The 2936-nt window shown below is 76.8% G+C and carries 1 protein-coding gene; it reads left to right on the top strand.

Annotation, left to right across the window (positions count from 1 at the left end; all coding sequences use genetic code 11):
• Nucleotides 1–2936, top strand: a 2936-nt coding sequence (locus tag ACWENR_RS30285) for an SDR family NAD(P)-dependent oxidoreductase (RefSeq protein ID WP_452280359.1), incomplete at both ends; no start/stop codon positions are given.

Here is a 2936-nt window from a genome sequence, read left to right as displayed (position 1 = left end):
CAGGCGGAGGTCGGCGCGCTGACGTCGGCTCTGGGGCAGCTCTGGGTCGCGGGTGTCGCGGTGGACTGGGCGGCCTACCACGGGCAGGCCGGGGCGCGGCCGCGCGTGGTGGACCTGCCCACGTACGCCTTCGACCATCGACGTTACTGGATCAATGCGGGGACGCGGTCCTACCGGCCCCCGGTCGCCGGGCGTACCGGGGCCGACGAGGACCTCTGGCGGGCCATCGAGGCGGAGGACGTCGCGGGCCTCGCCGAGAGCCTCGCCGTCGACGCGGACGCCCCGCTCGCGGACGTGCTGCCGGCGCTGTCCGCCTGGCGGCGCCGCCGGGACGCCGAGGCCACCGTCGACTCGTGGCGCTATCGGGTCGCGTGGCACCCGCTCACCGACGAGCCCGCCGGCACCGGGACGAGCGACCTCCTGCTCGTCGTACCGGCCGACGCGGACGCCCCCGTGACGGACTGGGTGGCCGCCCTCGGCGCCGACGGCGCGCGGGTCGTCCGGGTCGACGCCGCCTGCGACCGCAAGCGGATCGCCCACGACCTCGTCGAGGCGTCCGCCGGGCGCAACGGCGACCCGCTCCCCGTGCTCTCCCTCCTCGCGATCGACGACCGGCCGTACGCCGGAGCCGAATCCGTTCCGGCCGGGCTCGCGGGCACCGTCGCGCTCGCCCAGGCACTCGGCGACGCCGGGCTCGCCGCCCGGCTCTGGATCGCCACCCGCGGCGCGGTCTCCGTCGGCTCCCGCGACCGGCACGTCGACCCCGTACAGGCCATGGCGTGGGGCTTCGGCAGCGTGCTGCGGGCCGAGCACCCGCACCGCTGGGGCGGCCTCGTCGACCTGCCCGAGCGGCCGGACCGGGAAGTCGCGCGCACGCTCCGTACCCTCGTCGGCGGCACCGGCCGGGAGGACGAGGTCGCCCTGCGCCAGGCCGGCGCGTACGCCCGCAGGCTGGTACGCGCGGACCGGGACGGCCGCCCGCGCCGCTCCTGGACGCCGCGCGGCACCGTGCTGGTCACCGGCGGCACCGGCGCCCTCGGCGGTCACGTCGCCCGCGCGTTGGCCGGCGACGGCGCCGAACACCTCCTGCTGGTCAGCCGGCGCGGTGCCGAGGCCCCGGGCGCCGCCGCGCTCGCCGACGAGCTCACCGGGCTCGGCAGCCGGGTCACCGTGGCGTCCTGCGACGTGGCCGACCGGGCCGCGCTCGCGGCGCTGCTCGACTCGATCCCCGCCGAGCTACCGCTGACCGCGGTCGTGCACACCGCCGCCGCGCTCGACGACAACGTGATCGACGCGGTGAGCGTCGACCAGCTCGCCACCGCACTGCGCGCCAAGGTCGACGCCGCGCGCAACCTGGACGAGCTGACCCGGGGCCGGGACCTCTCCGCGTTCGTCCTCTTCTCCTCGCTCGCCGGTCTCCTGGGTGCCGCCGGCCAGGCCACCTACGCGCCCGGCAACGCCTTCCTCGACGCGCTGGCGCAGCGGCGCCGCGCCGAGGGGCTGCCGGGGACCTCGCTCGCCTGGGGCCTGTGGGCCGACGGCGGGGTGAGCGCCGGCGACTTCGAGCAGCGCCTGAGCCGCACCGGGTTCGGCGCGATGGCCCCCGAGACGGCCGTGCGCGCCCTCGCCCGGGCGTTGGACCGCGACGAGACGTACGTCGTGGTGGCCGACATCGACTGGGCCCGGGTGACCGCCGCCGGTGGTCGCCGGCACGCCCCGCTGGTGCGGGACCTGCTGGCCGACGCGGGCCCGGCGGCGGCCGCCCCCGCGCCGGCGGCCGACCTGCGCCTCCGCCTGTCCGGGATGTCCGCTCCGGAGCAGCTGCACGCGCTCCGGGAACTCGTCCGCGCCGAGGTGGCCGCCGTCCTGGGGCACGAGTCCGTCGACCGGGTGTCGCCGGAGCGGGCGTTCCAGGACCTCGGCTTCACCTCGCTGGCGGCGGTCGAGCTGCGTAACCGGCTCGACGCGGCCACCGGCCTCACCCTGCCCAGCACCCTCGCGTTCGACTACCCCAACTCGACCGCCCTCGCCGGGCACATCCACGCCGAGCTGCTCGGCGGCCAGGCGCTTCCCGCCGCCGCCACCGTGACCGGCCCCGTCGTGGCCGACGACCCGATCGTCATCGTCGGCATGGGCTGCCGTTTCCCCGCCGGAGCCGAGTCGCCGGACGGGCTCTGGAGCCTGCTGACGGCCGGCGTCGACGCGATGTCGGACTTCCCGACCAACCGGCAGTGGGACCTGGAGTCGATGACCGGCCCCGACGCCGAGGGGGACGGCCGCCCCTACGTCACCCGGGGTGCATTCCTGGCCGACGCGGGCGGTTTCGACGCCGACTTCTTCGGCATCTCGCCGCGCGAGGCCCTCGCCATGGACCCGCAGCAGCGGCTGCTGCTGGAGGTCACCTGGGAGGCATTCGAGGACGCCCGGATCGAACCCCTCGCGCTGCGCGGCAGCCGCGTCGGGGTGTTCGCCGGCACCAACGGACAGGACTACGAGACCGTCGTCCGGCAGGCCGGCGAGTCCCTCGCCGGGTTCGCCGCGACCGGCGCCTCCGCGAGCGTGCTGTCGGGCCGGGTGGCGTACTCGTTCGGCTTCGAGGGGCCGGCGGTGACGGTGGACACGGCGTGTTCGTCGTCGCTGGTGGCGCTGCACCTGGCCGTGCAGGCGCTGCGGTCCGGGGAGTGCGACCTCGCGCTGGCCGGTGGCGTGACGGTGATGGCGACGCCGGGCGCCTTCATCGAGTTCTCCCGCCAGGGCGGACTCTCGGCCGACGGCCGCTGCAAGGCGTTCGCCGAGTCGGCGGACGGCACCGCGTGGGGCGAGGGCGTGGGCGTCCTGGTCGTGCAGCGGTTGTCGGACGCGCGGCGGGACGGCCGCCGCATCCTCGCGGTGGTGCGGGCCACGGCGGTCAATCAGGACGGTGCGTCGAACGGGTT

It is taken from the genome of Micromonospora sp. NPDC004336 (assembly GCF_053602615.1).
Note: the sequence above shows the minus strand (reverse complement) of the source record. Positions and strands in the feature narration are given on the sequence as shown.